The organism is Bradyrhizobium sp. BRP22 (assembly GCF_020194175.1).
Classification (GTDB): Bacteria; Pseudomonadota; Alphaproteobacteria; order Rhizobiales; family Xanthobacteraceae; genus Bradyrhizobium.
This window is the reverse complement of record NZ_JADYVX010000032.1, coordinates 1-24,852: the sequence shown is the minus strand read 5'-3', so window position 1 is coordinate 24,852 and position 24,852 is coordinate 1. Positions and strand designations below refer to the sequence as shown.

Annotated in this window: 26 protein-coding genes; 10 read left to right on the top strand and 16 right to left on the bottom strand. The window is 65.0% G+C overall.

The features are described 5' to 3' along the window. Nucleotides 1-107 precede the first annotated feature (107 nt). Nucleotides 108-1,565 carry a glutamate synthase subunit beta gene (locus tag I6F35_RS30200; protein ID WP_225121287.1) on the top strand — a complete coding sequence of 486 codons (1,458 nt, stop codon included), beginning with the start codon at nt 108-110 and terminating at the stop codon, nt 1,563-1,565. Between the two features lie 7 nt (nt 1,566-1,572). On the opposite strand, the gene I6F35_RS30195 is transcribed toward I6F35_RS30200, so the two are convergent. Continuing rightward, complete coding sequence (locus I6F35_RS30195) at nt 1,573-3,216, bottom strand: outer membrane beta-barrel protein (protein WP_225121286.1); 1,644 nt, start codon at nt 3,214-3,216, stop codon at nt 1,573-1,575. A gap of 269 nt (nt 3,217-3,485) precedes the next feature. On the opposite strand from I6F35_RS30195, the gene I6F35_RS30190 reads away from it, so the two are divergent. After that, nucleotides 3,486-4,499 (top strand): KpsF/GutQ family sugar-phosphate isomerase, encoded by a 1,014-nt coding sequence (locus I6F35_RS30190; protein ID WP_225121285.1) that lies wholly within the window; start codon nt 3,486-3,488, stop codon nt 4,497-4,499. Nucleotides 4,500-4,664: 165 nt separating this feature from the next. Here I6F35_RS30190 and I6F35_RS30185 read toward each other — a convergent pair whose 3' ends face one another. Then, nucleotides 4,665-5,204 carry a carboxymuconolactone decarboxylase family protein gene (locus tag I6F35_RS30185; RefSeq protein WP_225121284.1) on the bottom strand — a complete coding sequence of 180 codons (540 nt, stop codon included), beginning with the start codon at nt 5,202-5,204 and terminating at the stop codon, nt 4,665-4,667. A gap of 74 nt (nt 5,205-5,278) precedes the next feature. Between I6F35_RS30185 and I6F35_RS30180 the strand changes: the two genes are divergently transcribed. Then, nucleotides 5,279-5,611, top strand: a complete 333-nt coding sequence (locus I6F35_RS30180) for a helix-turn-helix domain-containing protein (protein ID WP_225121283.1) — start codon at nt 5,279-5,281, stop codon at nt 5,609-5,611. A 20-nt stretch (nt 5,612-5,631) separates the two neighbouring features. Here the strand turns inward: I6F35_RS30180 and I6F35_RS30175 are convergent, their stop codons facing one another. The 3 genes from I6F35_RS30175 to hemH all read right to left on the bottom strand — a co-directional run bounded on the left by I6F35_RS30175 (nt 5,632) and on the right by hemH (nt 8,716). Beyond that, a complete protein-coding gene (locus tag I6F35_RS30175) occupies nt 5,632-6,078 on the bottom strand; it encodes an NfeD family protein (RefSeq protein WP_225121282.1) in 447 nt (148 codons plus the stop codon). A 280-nt stretch (nt 6,079-6,358) separates the two neighbouring features. Beyond that, the gene (locus I6F35_RS30170) at nt 6,359-7,357 is read right to left on the bottom strand and encodes an SPFH domain-containing protein (RefSeq protein ID WP_225121281.1); all 999 of its coding nucleotides are present in this window, start codon (nt 7,355-7,357) and stop codon (nt 6,359-6,361) included. Nucleotides 7,358-7,681: 324 nt separating this feature from the next. After that, on the bottom strand, nt 7,682-8,716 hold the full coding sequence (hemH, locus tag I6F35_RS30165) for a ferrochelatase (RefSeq protein ID WP_225121280.1): 1,035 nt from the start codon (nt 8,714-8,716) through the stop codon (nt 7,682-7,684). A gap of 85 nt (nt 8,717-8,801) precedes the next feature. Between hemH and I6F35_RS30160 the strand changes: the two genes are divergently transcribed. Continuing rightward, the gene (locus tag I6F35_RS30160) at nt 8,802-9,200 is read left to right on the top strand and encodes an MAPEG family protein (protein WP_225121279.1); all 399 of its coding nucleotides are present in this window, start codon (nt 8,802-8,804) and stop codon (nt 9,198-9,200) included. Nucleotides 9,201-9,301: 101 nt separating this feature from the next. On the opposite strand, the gene I6F35_RS30155 is transcribed toward I6F35_RS30160, so the two are convergent. Genes I6F35_RS30155 through I6F35_RS30145 form a run of 3 tightly spaced genes read right to left on the bottom strand, consistent with a single transcriptional unit; the run spans nt 9,302 to nt 13,150 of the window. Next, nucleotides 9,302-10,429, bottom strand: coding sequence for a nickel/cobalt transporter (locus I6F35_RS30155; RefSeq protein ID WP_225121278.1), 1,128 nt, complete (start codon nt 10,427-10,429; stop codon nt 9,302-9,304). After that, nucleotides 10,420-11,028, bottom strand: a complete 609-nt coding sequence (locus tag I6F35_RS30150) for a DUF1007 family protein (protein ID WP_225121277.1) — start codon at nt 11,026-11,028, stop codon at nt 10,420-10,422. The genes I6F35_RS30155 and I6F35_RS30150 overlap by 10 nt, the downstream gene beginning before the upstream one ends. Nucleotides 11,029-11,059: 31 nt before the next feature. Then, complete coding sequence (locus I6F35_RS30145; RefSeq protein WP_225121276.1) at nt 11,060-13,150, bottom strand: M3 family metallopeptidase; 2,091 nt, start codon at nt 13,148-13,150, stop codon at nt 11,060-11,062. Between the two features lie 129 nt (nt 13,151-13,279). On the opposite strand from I6F35_RS30145, the gene I6F35_RS30140 reads away from it, so the two are divergent. The 6 genes from I6F35_RS30140 to I6F35_RS30115 all read left to right on the top strand — a co-directional run bounded on the left by I6F35_RS30140 (nt 13,280) and on the right by I6F35_RS30115 (nt 18,205). Then, complete coding sequence (locus I6F35_RS30140; protein ID WP_225121275.1) at nt 13,280-13,540, top strand: hypothetical protein; 261 nt, start codon at nt 13,280-13,282, stop codon at nt 13,538-13,540. Between the two features lie 659 nt (nt 13,541-14,199). Further along, complete coding sequence (locus I6F35_RS30135; protein ID WP_225121274.1) at nt 14,200-15,342, top strand: type III PLP-dependent enzyme; 1,143 nt, start codon at nt 14,200-14,202, stop codon at nt 15,340-15,342. Nucleotides 15,343-15,461: 119 nt separating this feature from the next. Next, on the top strand, nt 15,462-16,058 hold the full coding sequence (locus I6F35_RS30130; RefSeq protein WP_225121273.1) for an N-acetyltransferase: 597 nt from the start codon (nt 15,462-15,464) through the stop codon (nt 16,056-16,058). Nucleotides 16,059-16,069: 11 nt separating this feature from the next. Further along, nucleotides 16,070-16,240 (top strand): hypothetical protein, encoded by a 171-nt coding sequence (locus I6F35_RS30125; RefSeq protein ID WP_225121272.1) that lies wholly within the window; start codon nt 16,070-16,072, stop codon nt 16,238-16,240. Nucleotides 16,241-16,337: 97 nt separating this feature from the next. Continuing rightward, a complete protein-coding gene (locus tag I6F35_RS30120) occupies nt 16,338-16,727 on the top strand; it encodes a RidA family protein (protein WP_225121271.1) in 390 nt (129 codons plus the stop codon). 47 nt (nt 16,728-16,774) lie between these two features. After that, nucleotides 16,775-18,205: a homospermidine synthase gene (locus I6F35_RS30115; RefSeq protein WP_225121270.1), complete on the top strand. Its 1,431-nt coding sequence runs from the start codon at nt 16,775-16,777 to the stop codon at nt 18,203-18,205. 65 nt (nt 18,206-18,270) lie between these two features. On the opposite strand, the gene I6F35_RS30110 is transcribed toward I6F35_RS30115, so the two are convergent. From I6F35_RS30110 to I6F35_RS30075, 8 genes are all read right to left on the bottom strand, one after another. Further along, nucleotides 18,271-18,600, bottom strand: a complete 330-nt coding sequence (locus I6F35_RS30110) for a hypothetical protein (RefSeq protein WP_225121269.1) — start codon at nt 18,598-18,600, stop codon at nt 18,271-18,273. A 222-nt stretch (nt 18,601-18,822) separates the two neighbouring features. After that, complete coding sequence (locus I6F35_RS30105; RefSeq protein WP_225121268.1) at nt 18,823-19,539, bottom strand: MgtC/SapB family protein; 717 nt, start codon at nt 19,537-19,539, stop codon at nt 18,823-18,825. A gap of 34 nt (nt 19,540-19,573) precedes the next feature. After that, nucleotides 19,574-20,590: a WD40 repeat domain-containing protein gene (locus I6F35_RS30100; RefSeq protein ID WP_225121267.1), complete on the bottom strand. Its 1,017-nt coding sequence runs from the start codon at nt 20,588-20,590 to the stop codon at nt 19,574-19,576. After that, nucleotides 20,590-21,642 (bottom strand): GTP-binding protein, encoded by a 1,053-nt coding sequence (locus I6F35_RS30095; RefSeq protein WP_225121266.1) that lies wholly within the window; start codon nt 21,640-21,642, stop codon nt 20,590-20,592. The genes I6F35_RS30100 and I6F35_RS30095 overlap by 1 nt, the downstream gene beginning before the upstream one ends. Nucleotides 21,643-21,701: 59 nt before the next feature. Beyond that, nucleotides 21,702-22,574, bottom strand: a complete 873-nt coding sequence (locus I6F35_RS30090; protein WP_225121265.1) for a zinc ABC transporter substrate-binding protein — start codon at nt 22,572-22,574, stop codon at nt 21,702-21,704. 5 nt (nt 22,575-22,579) lie between these two features. After that, nucleotides 22,580-23,449 carry a metal ABC transporter permease gene (locus tag I6F35_RS30085; protein WP_225121341.1) on the bottom strand — a complete coding sequence of 290 codons (870 nt, stop codon included), beginning with the start codon at nt 23,447-23,449 and terminating at the stop codon, nt 22,580-22,582. Between the two features lie 220 nt (nt 23,450-23,669). After that, the gene (locus I6F35_RS30080) at nt 23,670-24,422 is read right to left on the bottom strand and encodes an ABC transporter ATP-binding protein (RefSeq protein ID WP_225121264.1); all 753 of its coding nucleotides are present in this window, start codon (nt 24,420-24,422) and stop codon (nt 23,670-23,672) included. A 3-nt stretch (nt 24,423-24,425) separates the two neighbouring features. Continuing rightward, nucleotides 24,426-24,620: a hypothetical protein gene (locus I6F35_RS30075; RefSeq protein ID WP_225121263.1), complete on the bottom strand. Its 195-nt coding sequence runs from the start codon at nt 24,618-24,620 to the stop codon at nt 24,426-24,428. Nucleotides 24,621-24,852 lie beyond the last annotated feature (232 nt).

Here is a 24,852-nt window from a genome sequence, read left to right as displayed (position 1 = left end):
GAGACGCGGCGCGAGCGCCGCTCCTCCGGACGAGGGTCTAACGGGGCGGGTAACGCGAGCCCGGATGACGAAACAGGACGAACCAGGGTGCAGGGGCCTCAGGCTTAATGGGAAAGATCACAGGTTTCCTCGAGATCGATCGGAATGAGCGCAAGTACACGCCGGTCGCCGAGCGGCTGAAGCATTTCCACGAATTCGTCATTCCGCTCAGCGAGAAGGACATTCGCGACCAAGCCGCGCGCTGCATGAACTGCGGCATTCCCTACTGCCACGGCACCGGCTCGGTCGCGCCGGGCACGCCCGGCTGCCCGGTCAACAACCAGATCCCCGACTGGAACGATCTCGTCTACCAGGGCAATTGGGAAGAAGCTTCGCGCAACCTGCATTCGACCAACAATTTTCCTGAGTTCACCGGCCGCATCTGTCCGGCGCCGTGCGAGGCTTCCTGCACGCTCAACATCGACGACAACCCGGTCACCATCAAGACCATCGAATGCGCGATCGTCGATCGCGCCTGGGACAATGGCTGGCTCAAGCCGGAGATCCCGGCCGAGAAAACCGGCAAGAAGATCGCGGTGATCGGCTCCGGGCCGGCCGGCATGGCCTGCGCGCAACAGCTCGCGCGCGCAGGCCACGACGTGCATCTCTATGAGAAGTATGCCAAGGCCGGCGGCCTGCTTCGCTACGGCATTCCCGACTTCAAGATGGAGAAGGGTGTCATCGACCGCCGCGTGGCGCAGATGGAAGCCGAAGGCGTCACCTTCCATTACGGCACCCAGGTCGGCGGCGACGCGCCCGGCGCGATCGATCCGGCTGAACTGGCGAAGCAATATGATGCGATCGCGCTGACCGGCGGCGCCGAAGCCCCGCGCGATCTGCCGATCGCCGGCCGCGAGCTCGACGGCATCCATTTCGCGATGGACTTCCTGCCGCAGCAGAACCGCCGCGTCTCCGGCGAGCCGCTCAACGGCGTGAAAGATATCCTCGCCAAGGACAAGCATGTGGTGGTGATCGGCGGCGGCGACACCGGCTCCGACTGCATCGGCACCTCGCTGCGCCAGGGCGCCAAGTCCGTGACCCAGCTCGAGATCATGCCGGCGCCGCCGGAGCGCGAGAACAAGGGCGTGACCTGGCCGAACTGGCCGCTGAAGATGCGAACCTCGTCGAGCCAGGCCGAAGGCGCGATCCGCGAATATGCCGTGCTGACCCAGAAGTTCGAGGGCACTGGCGGCAAGGTGAAGAAGCTGCACTGCATCAAGGTCGACGACAAGTTCAAGCCGCTGCCCGGCACCGAGTTCGCGCTCGACGCCGAGCTCGTGCTGCTGGCGATGGGCTTCGTGCATCCCGTGCACGACGGCCTGTTGAAGCAGCTCGGGGTCGAGCTCGACCAGCGCGGCAACGTCCTCGCCAATACGAGCGACTACCGGACCTCGCTGCCCAACGTCTTCTCCGCCGGCGACATGCGCCGCGGCCAGTCGCTGGTGGTCTGGGCCATCCGCGAAGGCCGCCTCTGCGCCCGCGCGATCGACACGTTCCTGATGGGGAAGACCGATCTGCCGCGGTAGGCGTCGTCTAGTTCTGCACCCTGACCCCCAGCAGCATGACCGTCGACTGCGAGCTCGATCCCGGCGAGCTTGAGTCCAGTATGTCGTGGCGGACGGTGCCTTTGATCCAGAGGCTCCGGGTCATCTTGTAGATCAGGTCGGCCGAGAGCGAGTAGATCCTGTCCAGGCGGTCATCGCCTTGGTAGTCGAGCGTGCCGTAGGTGAACCTGCCGATTGCCGTGAGCCAGCGGCGGAAGTCATGGTCGACCTCGACAGTATAGGTGCGCGCCAGCACGCCTGATGTGCCCGGCAGCGTGGTTTCGCCGAGCTGGGTGTCGGAATAGAATTTCGCCGTCGTCAGCGGCGTTGCGGTCCAGGTCAGCGATGCCGTGGTGAGCAGGCCCTCCAGCCTGTTCAGACGAGGATCCTGATAATCGCGCGCGGCATAGCCGATCGAGACTTCACCGAACAGAAGCCGCGAGAACTCAAAGGACGTGCCGGCCTTCGCATAGCCGCCCGAGGAATCGCGCGCGAAGCCAAAGCGGTCGAGCCTCAAGTCATGGACTCGGCTGTCGCCCTCGATTTCCATGAACGGCTTGACGGCGGGATTGAGTTCATAGCTGACGCGCGCGACGCCGCCATACTGGTTGAAGTTGCGATCGTCGTTCGACGACGAGGTGCCGTCGGTGAGTTTCGACCACTGGTAATCGGTGCGGTCCACGGTGGCACCTGCCGAGATCTGCAGGCGGTTAAAATTCTGGTCGACGCCGAAGGTACCGCCGAACGTGGTGTAGATGGGATATCTGGCGAGGCCGGCCTGCACGTTCGGGCTGCCGGGATTGTCGGTGGAGACGAGCAGCCGCGCCTGGCCCATCAGTCTTGTGTCACGGGTGACGTCGAGCCGCCCATCGATATGGCCGACGAAGTTGGGGCGATCGACGTCGAGCGGCGCGGAGAGCGGCGTGCCGTCGGGATTCGGCGTCAGATTCTGGGTGTAGCCGGTAAACGAGCCGCGCAGGTCGGCGACCAGCGCGTGGCGCTCCCAGTCGGAGACCGCAAGGAATTCCGGGGCGATCACGTACGTCGGCGCGCCCTGCGGCACCGCGAGCCGGCCGGGATTGGTCTCATAGCCGGCACTGAGTTCGACCGCGGACTTGATCAAAAAGCTGCCGGCATAGTCGCCGACCGCGCCGAACGGATCGTCGTCGATCTTAAGCCGCTTGCGCGGCGGCTGACCCACCACATTGCCGGCCAACGCCGGCGGCACCGGCGGCTTGTTGGCGGTTTCCGAGGGGGCGATCGACAGGCGCAATTGTCCGGCCAGATTCCGCGGCGGTGGCGCGGGAGGCGGCGAGCCGGGGCCGGGCGGCGGTTTCGGTTTCGCCTGTCCCGGATAATATTTCGGCTGCTGGCGCTTGCGGTTGAGCGAGTCATAGCCGGAGGTCGAGGCGCCACTCGCAGCCGGCAGGCCATAAGAAGGCACCTGACCAACGCGCGACGGGGCACGGCGGCCATCCAGATCCGAATCGCGCAATCGTGGATTGTTCAGCGGATCGGCCATCTCTGCCGCGGTCCTGCGCAAGGGCGAATCAGGCGGCGCGACCTGGGTAGTGCGCGACGGGCTGAACAGGTCGGGCGTGACTGTCTGGGCGTGCGCGAAGGAGCCGTTCAAGGTGAACGCGGCCAGGCACGCGAGAGACGCGTGCAAATGGTGCGCGCGCCCCCTCCGGCCCCATGCTGGCCCTCGTCCCACGATAAAAATACCCCAACAAATTCCTTGACTTACACGGCATACGCGGAACCGGGCCGAGAACGTCCTTAATGGAGTTAAAACAATTATGGTTAATGGCTCGTTGAGATCGGCCAGCCGCGTCGCCTCCCGCACTCCGCCGTGCTAAGGGAGGCGCTCTGGGCGCATCGCCCTCCTCCCTGGATGAAGACATGGCCAAGCCCAAACCGCTGATGCCGAAATCGTCGGACACCGATCCTGCTGACGCCGCCGTGCAATCGGCGCTGCGGACGCTGGAGGCGGAAGCGAGCGGCGTCGCCGCGATCGACGCCGCGCTGCGATCCGATCTCGGCGCGCCCTTTGCCGCGGCTGCGGAGATGATCCGTAACGCCAAGGGACGGCTGATCGTCACCGGGCTCGGCAAGTCAGGCCATATCGGCCGCAAGGTCGCGGCGACCTTTGCCTCCACCGGCACGCCGGCATTCTTCGTCCATGCCGCCGAAGCGAGTCACGGCGACCTCGGCATGATCACTGTCGATGACGTCATCCTGGCGCTGTCATGGTCCGGCGAGCAGCCGGAGATGAAGAACCTGATCTCTTACGCCGCGCGCTTCGGCATCGACGTGATCGCGATTACCGCGGAGAAGGAATCAAGCCTGAGCAAGGCCGCCGACATCGCGCTGACGCTGCCAAAGGCGCGCGAGGCCTGCCCGCACAATCTGGCGCCGACCACCTCCTCGCTGATGATGCTCGCGCTCGGCGATGCGCTCGCGATCGCGCTTTTGGAAGGCCGCGGCTTCACCTCGACCGATTTCAGCGTGCTGCATCCCGGCGGCAAGCTCGGCGCGATGCTGAAATATACCCGCGACCTCATGCACGCCGGCGAGGCCGTGCCGCTGAAGCCGCTCGGCACCAGCATGTCGGAGGCGCTGGTCGAGATGACGTCGAAGGGTTTCGGCTGCGTCGGCATCGTCGACCGCCGCGGCCATCTCGCCGGCATCGTCACCGACGGCGACCTCCGCCGCCACATGCGCCCCGACCTGATGACCGCCGTCGTCGACGAGATCATGACCAAGAATCCGAAGACGATCGGCCGCGATACCCTGGCCGGCGAGGCGCTGGAATTGTTGAACGCGTCGAAGATCACCGCGCTGATCGTCACCGATGCCGGCAAGCCGGTCGGCATCGTGCATTTCCACGACTTCCTGCGCGCGGGCGTGGCGTAGGTTCTCATCGAAATGTAGGATCGGTAGAGCGAAGCGAAACCCATCATACGATTCCCTCTCGCCTCGCACTGGCGTCGCCCTATCGAAGGATGGGACCCCATAACCACAGGATGTTATTGTGGCGCGGGCAAGCGGTTGTAGCGCAGCATGCGCTTGACGGCGTCGCTATTGCGGAAAACGCGCGGCGTTTGCTTCCACCGGCAAGGCCAGGCCGTTCGCGATGTAGGAGACGGTGTGGTAGAAGCCGCAGAGCAGCATGATCTCCAGGATCTTCGCTTCATCATAGTACGCCGATAGCGCCGCGAACTCGGCGTCGCTCAGCGTTGCGCGGTGATGCAGCGCGTCGACGGCGGCGATCAGCGCCTGCTCGGCACCTGACCAGCAGGGATCGTTGGCCTCGCCGTGCACGGTGGCGCGGACTTCTGCCTCGGTCAGTTGTGCGGCCCCGGCGAAGGCTGCGATATGGACGCCCCATTCATATTCGCATCCGGTCAGCGCGCAGGTGCGGTCGATGACGATCTCGCGCTCCCGCAAGGTCAGCGGACCGCGATCCAGCAGGCTGCCGGCGGTGAATTTCCGCCAGGCGCGGTCCTGGCTCGCGATCACACGAAACAGCAGCAGCGGCGGCGCACCGCGCATGATGCGCTCGAACTGCTCTTTCAGTTCAGGCGCATAGGGCGGCTCGAGCGGGGCGATCCGTGACATGGCCGGCTCCTCTGCTACAATAAACGTAGCGATACGCTACAATATCTGTAGCAAGACGCAAGCAGGAAACCGCGATGCCCAAGCCCCCCTCAGCCGCCAGGAAACGCTCCGTTCACGGCTCCCGAACCGGCCGGCCGATCATGGCGCTGCTCGACCTGCTGGGCAGGCGCTGGACCTTGCGGATCATCTGGGAATTGCGCGACGGCGCCCTCACCTCGCGCGCTTTGCGCACGGTCTGCGACCAGGCTTCGCCGACCATCCTGCAGACACGGCTGACCGAACTGCGCGAAGCGGGATTTGTCGAACTGGTTTCGGGCGAAGGTTACGCTTTGACCGCGCTCGGGCGCGAGCTGATCGAAACGTTCCTGCCGCTGCATCGCTTCGCCGAGCGGTGGAGCAATACGTGAAGAAAGAGCAGCGACGCGCCCTACGCCACCGCGACTGTCAGGCTGGCGCCGTCGGCGCGGATCACCTTGACGCGACTGCCGGCCGGCGCGTCGGGGCCGGCGACGCGCCAGATCGTGTCGTCGATCCGCACGGTGCCCGTGCCGTCGATGATCGGCTTCTCCAGCGTGAACTCGCGCCCGATCAGCGCTTCGGTGCGACGGTTGAGGAACGGGCTGCTCGCGCTTGCCGAAGTCGCGCTCTTGGCAAAGTGCCGCCATGCCGGCACGGCGGCGGCCGCGAACGCGGCGAACATCAACAGTTGCGTCTGCCAGGACGGATTGATGACGAACGACACCAGCCCGACTAGGAGCGCCGACAGCCCGAGCCAGAACAGGAACATGCCGGGCGCGGCCAATTCCAGCGCCATCAGGACGAAGCCGAAGATCAGCCAGTTCCAGGTACCCAATGTCGAAAACATCTCGGTCATGACACAACCTCTAATTCTACAAACGTAATGCTAGCATCGGTGTTGCGCTCCCTCTCCCGCTTGGCTTGCGGGAGCTTGCGGGAGAGGGCGGGGGTGAGGGTGTCTCCACGATGGGACAGTCCGTGAGGAGAGAGCCCCACCCGGCGCTTCGCCATAGCCGAAGCTTCGCTTCGGCGTTTCTCTAAGAACGGCCGCCAAAGGCGGCCTACGCCTCCCCCGCAAGCGGGAGAGGTCAGGACAACTCGCGGTGAGACTGACCCGTCAATTGAATCACGCGCGCTCATCGCTGCGGCGTCACCGGCGGCGGGGTCGGACCGGTCGGCGGTACCGAGGGACGGCGCGCAGCGGCGGTCGCGGAAGCCGCGCTTTCGCCGAAGGTGGCGCGCGCGATCTCACCGATGCCGGCAAGCGAGCCGAGCACGCTCGACGCCTCGATCGGCAACATCACGATCTTCTGGTTCGGCGATTCCGCCAATTGCCCAAACGCCTTGATGTACTTGTCGGCGATGAAATAGTTGAGTGCCGCGACATCGCCGCGCGCGATGGCTTCAGACACCATCTGGGTTGCCTTTGCCTCGGCCTCCGCCAGGCGCTCGCGCGCCTCGGCGTCGCGGAAGGCGGCCTCGCGGCGACCCTCCGCCTGCAGGATCTGTCCCTGCTTGGCGCCCTCGGCACGCAGGATTTCCGATTGCCGCTGGCCTTCTGCCTGCAGGATGTCGGCGCGCTTGACGCGCTCGGCCTTCATCTGCCGGCCCATCGCCTCCACAAGGTCGGCCGGCGGCACGATATCCTTGATCTCGATGCGGTTGACCTTGACGCCCCAAGGCGAGACTGCGGCGTCGACGACGCGCAACAGCCGCTCGTTGATCTCGTCGCGATGCGAGAGCACCTGGTCGAGATCCATCGATCCCATCACCGAGCGGATGTTGGTCATGGTCAGCACCGTGATCGCCTGGTGCAGGTTGGCGACCTCGTAGCTCGCCTTCGCGGCGTCGAACACCTGGAAGAAGGCAACGCCATCGGCGGTGACAGTGGCATTGTCCTTGGTGATCACTTCCTGCTCGGGGATGTCGATCACCTGCTCCATCATGTTCATCTTGCGCCCGATGCGATCGAGGTAGGGCACGATGAGATTGAGGCCGGGCAGCAGTGTGCGGGTGTATTTGCCAAAGCGCTCGATGGTCCAGGCGTAGCCCTGCGGGACCGTCTTGACCCCGGCGAACAGCGTGACGATGACGAGCAGAACAAGGGCAATCGCGAAAATGTCGAAACTACTCATAAAGTCCTCCAAGGCCGGCGAACGCCGGCGCGGCCTGCATTTGGTCTGCAAAACCGCTGCGCCGGTTCAGCCGGCTGTTCTTGAGTTGGGGGTATACGTAAGGAGCAGTTTGCAGGCCGCCAGATGTATAGCCCGTGAACGTAAACGAATGTGTCAGGCGCCAAGCCGATGCGAGTTTACTTCACCTCTCCCGCTTGCGGGAGAGGTCGGCGCCAAGGGCCGGGTGAGGGCTCTCTCCACACGGAGAGTCCCATCGCGGAGACACCCTCACCCCGACCCTCTCCCGCAAACGGGAGAGGGAGCGTACCGTCTGCCCGTTATGCTCTAGATCCAGCCCTGGAGTTCGCGCAGCACGAGCTGGCGGATCACGTCCATGCCGGGCTCGCTGTCGTTCAGGCAGGGGATCGCGGCGAACTGCTCGCCGCCGTTTTGCTTGAAGATGTGCGCGTTCTCCTGCGCGATCTCCTCCAGCGTCTCCAGGCAATCAGCGGAGAAACCGGGGGTGACCACGGCAATTCGCCGCACGCCGTCCTTGGCGAGCTTTTCGACGGTCTTGTCGGTATAGGGTTGCAGCCACACGTCGTTGCCGAAGCGCGACTGGAAGGTCAGCATCAGCTTCGACGCATCGAGCCCCAAGCGCTGGCGCAGGCTTTCCGTCGTTGCAACGCATTGGGAGAAATAGGGATCGCCCTGGTCGACATATTTCTGCGGCATGCCGTGGAAGGACGCCAGGATCAATTCCGGCTCGAACGGCAGCGTCGCCAGATGCGCCTTGATCGAAACTGCCAGCGCATCGATATAGACCGGATCGTCATAGTACGGCGACGATACCCGCAAGGTCGGCTGCGCGCGCAGGCTGGTGAGCACGCGAAAGGCCTCGTCGCAGACGGTCGCCGACGTCGCGGCGGAATATTGCGGATAGAGCGGCACCACCAATAATCGGTTGCAGCCTTGCGCGGTGAGCGCCTCGATCCGCTCGCGAAGCGAGGGATTGCCGTAGCGCATCGCCCAATCGACCACGACGTGGTCTTCCCCGATCGCCGCCGCAAGCTTTTCCGCCTGCGAGCGCGTGATCGTCTTCAGCGGCGACTCGTTCTTCTCGGTATTCCAGATCTTCTGGTAGTCGAGCGCCTTCGTGCGCGGTCGCGTGCGCAGGATGATGCCATTGAGGATCAGCTTCCACACTAGCCCCTGATCCTCGATCACGCGCGGATCGGACAGGAATTCCTTCAAATACACCCGAACGCCCGGGGCGTCGGCGGTGTCGGGCGTGCCGAGATTGACCAGCAGCACGCCGATGCGATCCGGCTTGGCTTGCGCTGCCGGCGTCGTGTTTCCGGTTGAGACGACCGCACTCATGACGAGAACGGCTTCGCGCGTTGCCCCATTCTTGTCAAGACAACCAGGCGTTAGCTAGGCTCGGCGACCAACGCGGGGAGGAACCATGACGGTTGCCGAATGGTGCGTGTTCGGAACGCTGATGCTGTATCTGCTGACGATCGCAGCCGCCAAGTGGATGGCGATCGGCCGTTTCGACAATTCGAACCCGCGCGACCCCGGCTTCTACGACGACCCGATCCGCGGCCGTGCGCTTGGCGCCCACCAGAACGGGATCGAGGCCTTTCCGTTCTTCGCGGTCGCCGTGCTGCTGGCCGAATTCCGCCTGGGCCCCTTGCGGCTGATCGACGAGCTCGCGGTCCTGTTCCTGATCGTGCGCATCGCCTACGTCTTCACCTATCTCGGCAACCGCCCGACCCTGCGCTCGATCCTCTGGACCATCGGCTTCACGATCAATGTCGCGATCTTCTTCCTGCCGATGATCAAGGGGTATTTGAGGGTGTGAATTTGACCGCCGTCATTCCGGGGCGATGCGCTAAGCATCGAACCCGGAATCTCGAGATTCCGGGTTCGGTCCTGCGGACCGCCCCGGAATGACGGAGGACATCAAAGGCACGTCACGCGTTCGGCGGCGAGGTAGCCGAATAGAAGGCCCAGCCCGAACAGCAGCACCAATCCTGCCGCGCCGAACTCGATGGCGCGCATGAACAGCATGCCGCCACCGTCGCGGCCAGCGCTCACGCGTTGCGCCAGGCCGCGGGCGGAGACAGCGAGGATCGCGATGGCGGCAACCGTGATCGCGGTGCCGAGCCCCATCACGAAGGTCGCGGCGATGCCGGCCCAGAACAGACCCTGGGCCAGCGCGAACACCAGCACCAGGATTGCGCCCGAGCAGGGCCGGATGCCGACGGTCAGGATCGCACCCAGGCCGCGGCGCCAGCCACCGGGACCGGCGAGCTCGCCCGGCTCCGGACCATGCGAATGGCCGCAATGCTCGTCATGAACATGGGCGTGAGCGTGCTGGTGGCCGTGAGCATGATCGTGGTGATGATCGTGGTCGTGGTCATGGTGATGATCGCGGTGATGGCCATGACTATGGTCATGGTGATGACCGTGCTCATGATGCTGGTGCGGAACGCCGGCGAAGGCCGGCTGCGGCACGCGCGCCTGCAGGGCGCGGAAGAATCCGCCGCCCTTGCTCCAGACCAGCCGCGCGCCGAATGCCGCGATCAGGGCGTAGCTGACAATCTCGATCGCCTTCTCGGCCCCACACATGGTCCTGGCGGTGGCATTGAGCAGCCAGGCAAAGATACCGACGATCACCACCGCGACCAGCGACTGCATCAGGGCCGAGGCAAACGACAGCGCGATGCCGCGCCACGCGGTTTCCCGGTTTGCGACAAGATAGGAGGAGATCACCGCCTTGCCATGGCCGGGTCCGGCGGCATGGAAGATCCCGTAGGCGAAAGAGACCCCAAGCAGCGTCCAGACCGCATAACCGTCGGTCTTGGCGGCGCGGATGGTCGCAGAAATCTCACGATAGAATTCCGACTGCCTGGCCAGCAGCCAGCCGACGATGCCGCCGACCTGCGGCTCGGCCGCCGGCCGCGGGCCGCCGAACGGATTTTGCGCTGATAGCGCATGCAGCGTGGCATCGGCCAGCACAAAGACCACGACCGCCACGGCGGCAATTGCCAGCCCGCGGGCGAACGACGATTGCTGCTTCATGGGCATTCCACCACGATCTTGTTGGCGAACATCGCACCGAAATTGGAGCTTTCGCCGTTCAGGAAGTTCTGCTCCCCGAGCTGTTGCGCGCTGGCGGTGCCGTCATTCGGCCGCTGGAATTGCATCTTGCAGTCGGCCGGCGCCCCGACCAGCTTGATCGGGTCCTTGTCGGCATATTTGAAGTCGATGAAGAAGGCGGGATCGAACACTTCGAGCGCGAGCTGCCTGGCCTTGAACGGCGTCTTCGCCGGCAGCGTAAAGTGCAGCGTCAATTCCGTGTTCTTGTATTCGAGGAAATAGTCGACCGGCTCGGCGAATTTCTGCTTCTTGCCGTCGGCCTTGGCGAAGGTGAAGTAGGCGAATTCCTTCAGCGACTCGACGTTGGTCTGCGCGAGCGGCGCCAGCTCCTCGCGGGTATAGGCGCCCTTGGTCTTGGCCTCGATGCCCTGCAGCGCATAGGTCGAGAACATGTCATCGAACGTCCAGGCGTGGCGGACACCGGTGATGGTGCCGTCAGGCGCATAGATCAACTCGCTCCTGGCGGTGATCCAGACATGCGGATGGGCTTCCGCAGCCGTCACGCCGAGCATGAGGGCGATGGCCATAAGGCCGAGCCATCTGGAAAGGGCGCGCACGTCAGGCGGCCTCGGCCGTCTCAAGCAGGCCACGCCGGCGGAGCAGCGCGTCCGGCTCGGGCTCGCGGCCGCGGAAGGCGACATAGGCTTCCTCCGGGTCGCGCGAGCCCCCCGATGAATAGATGTCGTCGAGCAGGCGCTTTGCGGTTGCAGGATCGAAGATGTCGCCGGCCTCCTCGAAGGCGCCGAAGGCATCGGCATCCATCACCTCCGACCACATGTAGCTGTAATAGCCTGCGGCATAGTGATCGCCGGAGAAGATGTGGCCGAACTGCGTCGGCCGGTGCCGCAGCGCGATCTCGGCGGGCATGCCGATCTTCTCGAGCTCTTGCTTCTCGAAGGCCCTGACGTCGCGGCTCGCCGCCGCCGGCTGGGTGTGAAATTCGAGGTCGATCAGTGCCGAGGAGACGAACTCCACGGTGGCAAAACCCTGGTTGAACTTCCGCGCGGCAAGGAAGCGCTGCAGGAGATCGTCCGGCAGCGGCTCGCCGGTCTGGTAGTGCTTCGCAAAGCGCTGCAGCACCTCCGGCCGTTCCTGCCAGTGCTCGTAGAGCTGTGACGGCAGCTCGACGAAATCGGTGAACACGGAGGTGCCCGACAGCGAGGGATAGGTCACATTGGACAGCATGCCGTGCAGGCCGTGGCCGAATTCGTGGAACAGGGTGCGGGCATCGTCCGGCGACAGCAGCGCGGGCTCACCGTCCGCGCCCTTGGCGAAGTTACAGACATTGATGACGAGCGGGGCAACCGCGCCGTCGAGCTTCTGCTGGTCGCGCAGCGAGGTCATCCAGGCGCCGGAACGTTTGGAGGGGCGGGCGTAATAGTCGCCATAGAACAGCGACTTGTGCTTGCCCTCGCGATCCCTCACCTCCCAGACCCGGACGTCGGGGTGCCAGACCGGGATGTCCTTGCGCTCCTCGAAGGTGACGCCGAACAGGCGGGTGGCGCAGTCGAAGGCGGCCTCGATCATGTGGTCGAGCACGAGATATGGCTTGATCGCGGCGTCATCGAAATTGGCGCTGACCTGCCGGAGCTTCTCGGCGTAGTAGCGCCAGTCCCACGGCGCCAGCGTGAAATTGCCGCCCTCCTCCGCGATCAGCGCCTGCAGCGCGTCGCGGTCGGCGAGCGCCCGCGCCCGGGCCGGCTTCCAGACCCGCTCCAGCAGGCCGCGCACAGCGTCCGGCGTTTTCGCCATGGAGTCCTCGAGCCGGTAGGCGGCGTAGTTCGGGAAGCCCATGATGCCAGCGGCTTCCTCGCGCAGCGCCAGGATTTCCACGATGATCTCGTTATTGTCATTGGCGTTGCCATTGTCACCGCGGGCGGTGAAGGCCTTGAAGACCTTCTCGCGCAGGTCGCGGCGAGCGGAGGTCTTCAGGAACGGCTCGACCGAGGAGCGCGACAGCGTCACGATCGCCTTGCCGGCCATCCCGCGCTCTTCCGCCGCGGTCTTGGCGGCGGCAACAAAGCTGTCTGAGAGCCCGGTGCGGTCGTCCTCGCCGAGCTCCATGAACCAGTCCTGCTCGTCGCCGAGCAGATGGTGGCTGAAGGTGGTGCCGAGATGGGCGAGCCGCTCGTTGATCTCGGCCATCCGCGCCTTTGCGGCGTCGTCGAGGCCGGCGCCGGCGCGGCGGAAGCGGGTATAGGTGCGCTCCAACAGCCGCAACTGCTCGCCGCTCAGGCCGAGCGAGGCGCGGTTCTGGTGCAACAGCGCGATGCGACCAAACAGCACGGCGTTCATCATGATCGGGTTCCAGTGCCGCGCCATCCGCAAGGAGACTTCCTTGTCGATCTCCAGGATCGCGGGATTAGAATGCGCCGACACCAGGTCGTAGAACACCGCCGCGACCTTGGAGAGCAGCTTGCCGGAGCGCTCCAGCGCGGTAACGGTGTTGGCGAAGTCCGGTGCCGCCGGATCATGGACGATCGCCGCGATCTCGGCGGAGTGATCGGCAAAGGCCTGTTCGAAGGCGGGCAGGAAATGCTCGGGCTTGATCTCGTCGAAGGGCGGCGTCTCGAACGGCGTCTGCCAGCCCTGCAAGAGCGGGTTGGCCGAACCTTGCGGGGCGGCCGAAATTTGCGAGCTTGCCGACATGCGAAATCCCGTTTTTGTCCCAGATATTGCGGCAATCTATACCATGTCATGCGGCAATTTTGGGCCTTTTGCGCTTGATCGCAGGGCCCATTTCGGGGACATTGCGCCCCTCAAAAAGGACCCTCTTCCATGAGCCTGCAGCCCTCCTCCACCGGCAACCGCGAGATCGTCTGGACGAGCGTGATCACCGTGATCAGCGCGGCGATCCTGATCGGCGCGGAGGTGTTCGGCGCAGCGTTCGCCGGCGGCTGGGCGCTCGCGATCCTGCTTGGGCTCGAGGACACCGGCGCACACATCCTGCAAGCGGTGCTGTTCGCGCTCGGCGTCCTCGTGATGATCGCGTTCATCCGCGCAGCGCAGCGCGTCGAGCCGTTCACGCGGCGCGCGTGAGCCGCGTATCAAGAAAACACTGTGGCAGAAGCTTGAAACGCGCAACCGACTGTTAGGTTCTCTTAACGTCCGTTCATGTTCGGCGCCGTCGAAAGCACGCAGCGAGCGACACTCGCAAGCTCGCGTTAGGGAAATCTGCGCTCATCCCAAAAAAATTCTTGCGCAGCCAACTCAAAACACTTATTTCCAGCCCTGCCCAATTTCGCACGTGCCTGTGGTCGTGTGTCAGTCGGTAGGTATCCGGACAAGAGGCCGGACAGCCGCCAAGGGATGAAGAACCGAGGGTCGCCTCTGACGCGGCCAGCATCTCTCTCAAGGGATGCCGATGAAGGTCTCTCCATCTCTTGCAACCGTGACTGGCAGCCGGAGGCGAACCGGCGCACCCCGCTCTCAACGGGGGACGCGACTTAAAGCAACGACGGAGCGGGCTTTTTTGGTCTCTACCGGCATTCCAACGCCGGCGCGGGCTACTGAAAAGGCTTGTCCTTCATTGCCAGGTGAGCGGGCGGGAAATCTCCCAACCAATCCACGGCAGCACAGTCTGGTTTGAGTTTTTTGGCTTCGTTGCGCCTCCATCGCGCGATGCGGCCAAGGCACTCTTATCCGACGTCTTGTTCTTGAAATGCGGCCCCGTCGCTGGGGTCGTTTGGGAGAGTGCCATGACCGAGCGCATCCAGGAATTCCTGCGTCACCGCCGCAGCGAGGGCCTCGACACCGAGCCGTGCCTCGTCGTCGACCTCGAAGTCGTGCGCGACAACTACCAGAGCTTCGCGAAGGCGTTGCCGGACAGCCGCGTGTTCTACGCGGTGAAGGCCAACCCGGCGCCGGAAGTGCTGTCGCTGCTGGCCTCGCTCGGCTCGTGCTTCGACACCGCAACTGTTGCCGAGATCGAGATGGCGCTGGCCGCCGGTGCGACGCCGGACCGCATCTCCTATGGCAACACGATCAAGAAGGAGCGCGACATCGCGCGCGCCTTCGCGCTCGGCATTCGCCTGTTCGCGGTCGACTGCGCCGCCGAGGTCGAGAAGGTCGCCCGTGCCGCCCCTGGCGCCAAAGTGTTCTGCCGCATCCTCTACGATTGCGCCGGCGCCGAATGGCCGCTGTCGCGCAAGTTCGGCTGCGACCCCGAGATGGCGGTCGACGTGCTCGACCTCGCCAAGCGGCTGGGGCTGGAGCCGGTCGGCATCTCCTTCCATGTCGGCTCGCAGCAGCGCAAGGTGAAGGCGTGGGACCGGGCGCTGGCAATGGCCTCGACCGTATTCCGCGACTGCGCCGAGCGCGGCATCAACCTGTCCATGGTCAACATGGGCGGCGGCTTCCCGACCAAGTACCTGAAGGACGTTCCTCCGGTCGTGCAGTACGGCCGGTCGATCTTCCGCGCGCTGCGCAAGCATTTCGGCAACCAGATCCCGGAGACGATCATCGAACCGGGCCGCGGCATGGTCGGCAATGCCGGCGTCATCGAGACCGAAGTCGTTCTGATCTCCAGGAAGAGCGACGAGGACGAGGTGCGCTGGGTCTATCTCGACATCGGCAAGTTCGGCGGCCTCGCCGAGACGATGGACGAGTCGATCCGCTACGCGATCCGCACCCCGCATGACGGGGCGGACATGACGCCGTGCGTGCTCGCGGGCCCGACCTGCGACTCCGCCGACGTGCTGTACGAGAAGCTGCCGTATCCGCTTCCGGTGACGCTCGAGATCGGCGACAAGCTGCTGATCGAGGGTACCGGCGCCTATACGTCGACCTACTCGTCGGTGGCCTTCAACGGCATCCCGCCGCTGAAGACCTACCACATCTGATCCGCCATAGGATCGATGAACCGGGGAGCCGGGCCGCCGGCTCCCTCCCTGACATTTTCGAGTTCTGAACGACGCTTCCACCGGTGCGCCCCGCCGCTGGAAGCGGGGACTGACGTGCCATGACTGCTTTGCGGAAGACCACTGTTGCCCTCACCCCGAGCGCCGCTCCGTTCGCGATCCGTGCGGAACGTTCCTCGGACGTCGAGTCGCGTGAAATGCTGCTGGATGCCTGCTTTGGCGAGAACCGCCATCAGCGCACATGCCAGCGCCTGCGCGACGGACGCGCGCCCGCCGAAGGCCTTGCCCTGTCGGCGATCGCGAGCGGCCGGCTGGTTGGTACCGTGCGGTTGTGGCACGTCAGCGCCGGGGGCAAGCCCGCGCTGATGCTGGGGCCGCTGGCGGTGGATCCCACCTGCCGCGGCCTCGGCGTCGGCGCCGCGCTGATGGACCTCGCACTCGAGCTCGCGCGCCGGCATGGCCACGGCGCGGTGATCCTGCTTGGCGATGCGCCCTATTACGCCCGCTTCGGCTTCTCGCCCGGGAAGATGGGCGAACTGGCGCTGCCCGGCCCGTTCGAGCGCGATCGGCTGCTCGGCCTCGAACTCGCCGAGGGTGCGCTCGACGGCGCCTGCGGCATGATCACCGCAACGGGCGCACTGCTGCTTAAACGCAAGTCACGCGCGAAGGCATTGCGCGCCGTGCCGCAGGCCGCCTGACGGTTGCGATGATGGCCGAGAACCTTCCCGCAACCGGCGATGTCGCGCGTCCACGTCTTCGCAGCGTCATCACCACCATCGTCCTGATTCTGATCTCGGTCATGATCGTCAGGGACATCTTCGTGCGCCGCTGGAGCTCGCCGTCTGCCCCCGCGACCGACACGACCCAGCACTCCCGCTGACCCGCGAACCAGAACCGAGGTTTGCGCGGCCGGGAAAATCCCGTAAACCCGCGCAGGTACCCGGATGTCGCGCAACGTTCAGAATAGGAGGTCTTGAATGTCTCGCCGCCTGATCTCGACCGGCTCGCCCTTCGAGAAGACCGCCGGCTACAGCCGCGCGGTGATCGACGGCGATTTCGCCTTCGTCGCCGGCACCACCGGCTATGACTACGCGACCATGACGATGCCGGAAGATGTCACGAGCCAGTCACGGAACTGTTTCAAGACCATCGAGGCCGCCCTGAAGGAAGGCGGCTTCGCGCTGGCCGACATCGTCCGCGCGACCTACTACCTCACCGACGCCAAAGACGCGGACGCCCACTTCGCGGTCTGCGGCGAGTTTCTCGGCGACATCAGACCCGCGGCCACGCTCTTGATCGTCGCGGGGCTCTACAGGCCCGAGATGAAGGTCGAGATCGAAGTCACCGCGAAACGACGCACTGCCTGATCCATTAACAACCATCCACCCGCTCGAGCCGTCTCCTGGAGAAAATGATGAGCCCCTCCTCGCAGATCCACGCAAAGATTTCCGGCCCCATTGTCATGATCGGCTTCGGCTCGATCGGCAAAGGCACGCTGCCCCTGATCGAGCGGCATTTCGACTATGACAAGTCGCGCTTTGTCATCATCGATCCGCACGAGGACGGCGAGCTCGCCAAAAAGCATGGCGTGCGCTTCATCAAGCAAGGCGTCACCCGCGACAACTATCGCGAATTGCTGGTACCGCTGCTCACCGCCGGCGGCGGCCAGGGCTTTTGCGTCAACCTCTCGGTCGACACCTCTTCGGTCGACATCATGACGCTGTGCCGTGAGATCGGCGCGCTCTATATCGACACCGTGATCGAGCCGTGGGCCGGATTCTATTTCGATAAGAACATCGGCACCGAAGCACGCTCGAACTACGCGCTGCGCGAGACACTGCTCGCGGCCAAGCGCAAGAGCCCGGGCGGTACCACCGCGGTCTCCACCTGCGGCGCCAATCCCGGCATGGTGTCGTGGTTCGTGAAGCAGGCGCTGCTCGACATCGCCCGCGACACCGGTATCGAATTCAACGAGCCGAAGAGCCGCGAGGGCTGGGGCCAGCTCGCCCACAAGCTCGGCGTCAAGGGCATCCATATCGCCGAGCGTGACACCCAGCGTTCCAAGAAGCCGAAGCCGATGAACGTGTTCGTCAACACCTGGTCGGTCGAGGGCTTCGTCTCCGAAGGACTACAGCCGGCCGAGCTCGGCTGGGGCACGAACGAGAAGTGGATGCCGGAAAATGGCCGCACGCACGCGCATGGCTGCCGGGCCGCGATCTATCTGCAGCAGCCCGGCGCCAACACCCGCGTGCGCTCCTGGTGCCCGACGCCCGGCGCGCAATACGGTTTCCTCGTCACCCACAACGAGTCGATCTCGATCGCGGATTATTTCACCGTGCGCGACGGCGAGAAGGTGATCTATCGCCCGACCTGCCACTACGCCTATCACCCGGCGAACGACGCCGTGCTGTCGCTGCACGAGATGTTCGGCGCTGCCGGGCGGATGCAGCCGAAATGGCACATCCTTGATGAGAACGAGATCGAGGACGGCATCGACGAGCTCGGCGTATTGCTCTACGGCCACGCCAAGAACGCCTATTGGTATGGCTCTCAGCTCTCGATCGAGGAGACCCGCCGCATTGCGCCCTACCAGAACGCGACCGGCATGCAGGTGTCCTCGGCCGTGCTCGCAGGCATGGTCTGGGCGTTGGAAAATCCGGAAGCCGGCATCGTCGAAGCCGACGAGCTGGATTTCCACCGCTGCCTGGAAATCCAGCGGCCGTATCTTGGCCCAGTAAAGGGTTTCTACACCGACTGGACCCCGCTCACCGACCGGCCCGGCCTGTTCCCGGAGGATATCGACACCTCCGATCCCTGGCAGTTCCGGAACATCCTGGTGCGCTGAAGGCGGCGCGTTCCCCTCTCGTCATTCTGGGACGATGGACAGCACCGCGCTCGGAATGACTGCGGCTATTTCTTCTGCTGGACCGGCGGCGCTGTCTTTTCCGCCGGCGCTGGCGGGAGCGCGGGCTGCGCCCCGGTCTTCTGCGCGTCCGGATCAGGACGCGCGGGTTCGGGCGCCGGCGTGGTCGGACGCTCACCACCGGGCTTTGATTCGGCCGGTTTGGCCTGCGGATTGGGCGGGGAGGAGTGCACCGGCGGCGTCGCCTGCGCCATCTCTTGGGATTGGCGCGCGGCGATCTCGACCAGCGAAACGCCCGATATCACAAGTCCGCCCACAAACAGGACGGATGCGATCAGAAGATCCTTCCGATAGCTGCGCTGCTTGCCGGTCGCCATTTCGTTCTACCCGCCTCAATTGTTCGCGGGGTCAACGATCCCGGCGAGCCCTGGTTCCGCGCGTAGGGGCAAGGGGAACCGCGCCGGCCTGGCGCATGCAAGCGTGGAAGCTCCGAGAGCCGCCCTTCGCAGATGCTATTGCGTGATATCTGGTTTGCAGCGATTTACGCAATTGCGATTGGTCATTGCCGACCTGTTGGAAGACTAGCCGGTGCTCGAGCCCTAATCGGCGGTGTTGACCTCCCAGGTGGCGTGGCGGACGCCCGCCTGGCGCTGCAGGTCGACGACGACGGCATTCAGTTCGTTGGGATTGACCGACGTGCTCACCAGCCTCGCCACGATCTCCAGCAGATCGTCGCCGACCTCCTGGACCTCGACATCGGCAACCGGGTAGCTCGCGGCTTCGAGCTTTTCCACGAGCTGGTCACGCATGTCGGGCAGGGCTTCGGTCGTCACCGCGAGCTTGAAATAGTAGGTCGCTTCCGACGCCCGCTCGTCGAGCGGAATGCGGTTGATGGCATTCACCAGCGGCCGCAGCAGCGTATTGCCGGCGAGGATGAACACGGTGAGCGCCGCGGCTTGCGCCTCCATATCGGCGCCGGCGCAGGAGCCGACCGCGGCAGACGTCCACAAGGTCGCCGCCGTATTGAGCCCGCGCACATCCATGCCCTGCTTCATGATGACGCCGGCGCCGAGGAAGCCGATGCCAGACACGACATAGGCGATCACCCGCACGGCGCCGTCCGCCCCCGACAGCCGCATCGCGAGATCGACGAATGCCGCCGCTCCGACCGCAACCAGCACGTTGGTGCGCAAGCCCGCGGTGCGCTGCCGATACTGCCGTTCGGCGCCGATCAGCGTGCCCAGCACGAAGGCTGTGGTCAGGCTCATCAGCGTGTCGAAGAAATCGGCGAGCTGGAAGGTCGTCAGAAACCGCATGCCCCCTCAATACGGCTTGGACACGACAGGGCGATTAAAACGCGAGCAGACCCCCGTCGCCGTCTTCGTCCGCGAATGCCAATAGCGTACCCTTGGCGTTCCAGGCCAGCGCGGAAATCGCTGCGCCTTTGTTCGGACGGAGCAGGATCTCGGCGCCATCCTCGATCCGCACCATCAGCACGGTGCCGTCACCATAGCCGGCGGCCAGGATGTCGTCCTTCGGGTGGCAGGCGACGACCGCGACGCGCGCCTGCAACGGCGCCAGCATGCCCGGCTGCTTGCCCATCGGGCCGTCCTTGGAGGTGAAGGGCCAGATGATCACGGTCTCCGCCCCCGAGGTGGCAAGCCCCTTGCCGCCGGCGCTCCACGACATCGACCGCACCCGGCCGGGATAGCCGCTCATCCGCATGTGCCTGTTGTCGGCGAGCCGCCAGCCATGCAGCGCCGGCTCGTGCATCGCGGTGACCAGGAACTTGTTGTCCGGGCTGAAGGTGACGGCGTGATGCGAGCCGGCCCATTCCAGGAATTCCGGTTTGGCCGCCATATTGGGAAACCACAGCGTCGCGCCGCCATAATGGGCGATCGCCAGCCGCAAGCCCTTTGGCGCGAACGCCAGACCGCCGACGGTGGACGGCGCATCGAAGGATTTTTCCTCCCCCTTGGCCGGACGCACGAAGGCAGTCTTGCCGACCGACCACGCCACCGCGCCATCGGGATGCAGAGCCACGGTGTCGATCCAGCGCCGCTTCGGGTCCGTCGCCAAGGTCGAGACCTCGCCCTTGGCGTTGAGCGCGACCAGCTTGCCGTCGTCACCGCCCATGACGATGCGCTCGCCATCACACGCGGAGCAGAGGATCGCGCCGCCATGCACCGGCGTCTGCGAGACCTCGCCCTCCGCGCTGACGACAGCGACATTCTCCTCGGCGCCGATGAAGTGGGCGGTGTCGCCGAGGAAATGCACCGCGGTGACGGCCATGCCCAACGGCACCGGCCGCACCTGATCGGTCATCGAAGCGATGGAGGGCACTTCGCCCGGATCGAACTCGCTCATCACGAGACGATGCAGCGCTCGAAGCCGTCGCGGATCGCCTGTTCCGGCAATTCGCGGCCGATGAAGACCAGCCGGCTCTCGCGGGGCTCGTCCTCCCTCCACTGCCGCTGATGGTCGCCCTCCAGCATCATGTGGACGCCCTGGAACACGTAGCGGTCGTCGTCGCCGGCAAAGGCAAGGATGCCTTTGGAGCGCAGGATCTTCTGGCCTTCGGTCGCGACCAGGTTCTGCAGCCACGGCATGAATTTCGTGGGGTCGAGCGGCTTGTCCGTGCGCAGCGACAGCGATTGCATGTCCTCGTCGTGGTAATGCTTCAGGCCGTGGCCGTGGTCATGGTGGTGATGGTCGTGGCCATGGTGATGATGATCGTGATCGTGGTCATGATCATGCTCGTCGGCTTCCAGGAAATCCGGCTCGATGTCGAGGATGCGGTCGAGGTCGAAGGCGCCGCGCTCCAGCACGTCGGCAAGTTCCACCTTGCAACGCTCGGTCCGATGCAACTTGGCATAGGGGTTGATGCCGCGGATGCGGGCCTCGACCTCGGCGAGCTCCGGCTTTGACACGAGGTCGGTCTTGTTCAGCACGATGACGTCGGCGAACGCGATCTGGTTTTTGGCCTCGGGCGCATCCTTCAGCCGGTCGCTGAGCCATTTGGCGTCGGCCACGGTGACGACGGCGTCGAGCCGAGCGTTCTTCTGCACGTCCTCGTCGACGAAGAAGGTCTGGGCCACCGGCGCCGGATCGGCGAGGCCCGTGGTCTCGACGATGATGGCATCGAACTTGCCCTTGCGCTTCATCAGCCCGTCCATGATGCGGACGAGGTCGCCGCGAACGGTGCAGCAGATGCAGCCGTTGTTCATCTCGAACACTTCCTCGTCGGCCCCGATGATCAGGTCGTTGTCGATGCCGATCTCGCCGAATTCGTTGACGATGACGGCGTATTTCTTGCCGTGGTTCTCGGACAGGATGCGGTTGAGCAGCGTGGTCTTGCCGGCGCCGAGATAGCCCGTCAGCACGGTCACAGGGATCTTTTGCGAAGAAGGTTCTGGCATGGCGACTCCGGGGCGGAACTAAAGAAGCGCTGCCCGGGCCGGCAGGGAGGGCCCCCGCCCTAGTGGCCGAGCGCGCTGGTCAGGGCCTTTATATTGTGCCTTACCATGGCAATGTAAGTGGGTGCTTCGCCGTTTTCGGCAGTGAGACTGTCCGAATAGAGGGTCCCGCCGATCCTGGCCCCGGTCTCGTCCGCAATCCGCTGGATCAGCCGGGGATCGCTGACATTTTCGAGAAAAATCGCCGGAATTTTCGTCTTTTTGATCTGGGTGATGATCCCTGCGATATCGCGGGCGCTGGGCTCGGACTCGGTCGAGACCCCGATCGGGGCAATGAACTCGATGCCATAGGCGGCTGCGAAATAGCCGAAGGCACGGTGGGTCGAGATCACCTTGCGGCGCGCCTCCGGGATCGTCGCGACCGCCTGCCGCACTTCGCTGTCCAGCGCGTCGAGCTGCGCCAGATAGCTATCCGCATTGGCGCGAAAGGCGGCCGCGTTTGCCGGGCTCGCGGCGGCGAGCGCGTCGCGAATGTTGGCGACATAGATCCTGGCGTTGGCAACCGACTGCCAAGCGTGCGGATCGGCCGCCGAGCCGAGTTTGAGCGGCGAGATCCCGCTGGTGGCCGTAACGATGGTCGCCTTGCCGCCGGCGGATTGCACGAGCCGCGACAGCCAGCCCTCCAGCCCGAAGCCATTGATGACGAGCAGCTTCGCTTCCGCGACCTTTTTGGCGTCCGTCGGCGTCGGCCGGTACACGTGGGCATCGCCGTCCGGGCCAACCAGCATCGCCACGTCGACGCCGTCGCCGCCGACATTGCGCACGAAATCGGCCACGATCGAGAAGCTCGCGACCACCTTGAGACGATCCTGCGCGCGCGCCGGACCAGCAAGCGTAGCGAGCGCGAGCAGCGCGAGCCAGAACCACCGTCGCATTGCCGCTACGCCTCCAGATGCCGGCCGGGGAACAACTGGCGGACCAGCCCGCCGACATTGCCGAACAGGAGCGAGCCCAGATAGAGCCCGGCGGCGACCAGGATGATCGCGGGGCCTGAGGGAATCCGGGTCTGGAACGACAGCACCAGCCCGGCGTAGCCCGAAAGGATCGCGCTAGCGACCGCGATGCAGATCATGCCGGTGATGTCGCGCGACCAGAACCGCGCGATGCCGGCCGGCAGGATCATCAGTCCGACGCCGAGCAGCGTGCCGAGCCCATGAAAGCCGTTGACGAGGTTGACCACGACCAGCGCCAGGAACGCCAGATGCGCCGGCGCGCCGGCGCGGCTGACGGTACGCAGGAACACCGGATCGACGCATTCGATGACCAGCGGCCGATAGATCACCGCGAGCACCAGCAGCGTGATGGTGGCGTTGAAGGTGATCACCAGCAGCGTCTGGTTGTCCATCGCGAGGATGTCGCCGAACAGCACGTGCAAGAGGTCGATGTTGGTGCCCTTGATCGAAACGATGGTGACGCCGAGCGCCAGCGAGACCAGATAAAAGGTCGCGAGCGAAGCGTCCTCCTTCAGCTCGGTGTTGCGGGCGACGAGGCCGGCCAGCAATGCCACCGCGAAGCCTGCGACCAGGCCGCCCACCGTCATCGCGAACAGATTGAGCCCGGAGAGCAGGAAGCCGATCGCCGCCCCCGGCAGGATCGCATGCGCCATGGCATCGCCAACCAGGCTCATCCGCCGCAGCATCAGGAACACGCCGATCGGCGCTGCGCCGAGCGACAGCGCGACCACGGCCGCGAGCGCGCGGCGCATGAACTCGAACTCGGTGAAGGGCGCGATCAGCGCGTCAGTCAGCAGCGAGTTCACTTCACCTCTCCCGCTTGCGAGGGAGGCAAAGGCCGCCTTGCGGCCGTTCCTGAGAGACGCCGAAGCGTGCTTCGGCTGTGGCGTAGCGCCGGGTGAGGGCTCTCTCCCCACGGTAGTCCCATCGTGGAGACACCCTCACCCCGACCCTCTCCCGCAAGCGGGAGAGGGAGCGCAGCGGGCGTTGCGGGTGCAATTTGACTCTCATCATGCTTCAGGCGGCGCGCGAGGTATCCACGGCACAGGCGGCGGCGCGGTCATCGAAGGCTTCGCACATCCGCATCGCCACCGTGAGATTCTCCGGCGTCAGCACCTCTGATGTCGGTCCCCACGCCACCGGCCCGCGCGCGAGCAGCAGCGTTTCCGGGAAATTGGCGCGCACCATGTCGAGGTCGTGCAGCGCCGCCAGCACCGTGCGCCCCTCGCCGTGCCAGCGCTTGACCAGCGCCAGCAGGTCGGTGGTGGTCTTGGTGTCGATGGCGTTGAACGGCTCGTCGAGCACGATCAATCGCGCATCCTGCAGCAGCACCCGCGCGAACAGCATGCGCTGCATCTGGCCGCCGGAGAGCGTGCCGATCGGACGGTTCTCGAAGCCGTTGAGGCCGACCGCGGCGATCGCGGCGAGCACCTTCTCGCGCGCGTCCTTGCCGATGCCCCCGAACAGGCCGATGCCGCGCCACAGTCCGGTGCCGACGAAATCGAACACCGAGATCGGAAAGCTGCGGTCGATCTCGGCCGACTGCGGCAGATAGGCGATGTCCCTGTGGTCGAGACCACCGAGATGGATCGCGCCGGACAGCGGCTTCAGGATGCCGGTGATGCCGCGCAACAGCGTCGACTTGCCGGCGCCATTCGGACCGATCACCGCGAGCAGCGCGCCGGAGGCCACCTCGCCGTTGAGGTGATGCACCGCCGGGTGGCGGTCATAACCGAGCGTGACGTTGCGGAATTGCAGTTGTGCGGGCACGGCTCACCTCATCGCGACGAGCACGAAGGCCCAGAGCACGGCACAGACCGCGAGCGCCGCGGCAAGGCGCGCGGCGACGGTCATGCGCAGGATCGACCAGGTCGCCGCCTGCGCCGGATGCGGTGTTGCCGCACCGTGGCTGTGGGCATGCTCGTGGGTGTGGACGTGGTCGTGGGTATGGGTATGCGCGTGGGTCATCTCGGAATGACGTTATAATATAACATAACGAGAGTCCATGCAGCGGCACTGGCGCAAATTAACGTTCTCGCGACGCAATGCGCCCGAGGTTTGCTTTACTTTCCACCCTCTTCGATAGCTGAGGGCGCAGGGAAAGCCGGGTGCCGGTTGCACCCGTGGGCCCCGTGCAACAAAAAGCACGGGGGTAGGACCACAGGTCAACCGAAGCAACTCCGGCTTTCCCTGCGCGATG